The organism is Aminobacter sp. P4_D5, from assembly GCF_056401815.1.
Window position 1 is genome coordinate 1 of record NZ_JBFUIP010000986.1, and the last position, 609, is coordinate 609.

1 protein-coding gene is annotated in these 609 nt (G+C 70.8%); it reads left to right on the forward strand.

Annotation, left to right across the window (positions count from 1 at the left end):
• Positions 1-31: 31 nt before the first annotated feature.
• The coding region (locus tag AC1DWF_RS36215; protein WP_476843276.1) for a GNAT family protein at positions 32-609 on the forward strand (578 nt) is incomplete at its 3' end.

The following is a 609-nucleotide window of genomic DNA, read 5'->3' on the forward strand; positions in this document are numbered from 1 at the left end:
CCGCCGAGCTGCACGCGATGGCGAGTTGAGCGTGGGTGCCCTCGCCCCGGAGGAGCGGATCGCCCGGCCGTCCCGCGCTGGCGCGGCGGTGCGCATCCGTGAGCTCGACGATCATGCCCCCCCATGGAGCGAGGAGGTCTGGGAGGTCTTCGTGCGCTCGACCCCGGAGGCCACCTTCTTCCACCTCCCGGCCTGGCGGAAGGTCATCCGGGAGGCCTTCGGGCACGCGACGCACTTCGTCTATGCCGAGCAGGACGGCGCCATCACCGGCGTACTGCCGTTGGCGCGCATGCGCACGCGCCTCTTCGGCGATGCGCTCATCTCAACGCCCTTCTGCGTCTATGGCGGCCCGGTATCCGTGACGCCGGAGGCCGCACAGGCGCTGGAGGAGTACGCGCTCGCCCTCATGCGCCGGACCGGCGTGCCGCTGCTGGAATTCCGCCGGCGCGACACGGCCGATCCCGGATGGCCGGAGCGGCCTCCGCTCCACTACACCTTCCGCCGCGCCATCACCGGCGACGCCGAAGCCGACATGAAAGCCATTCCGCGCAAGCAGCGCGCCATGGTCCGCAAGGGAATCCAGAACGGGCTCACCAGCGTCTCCAACAG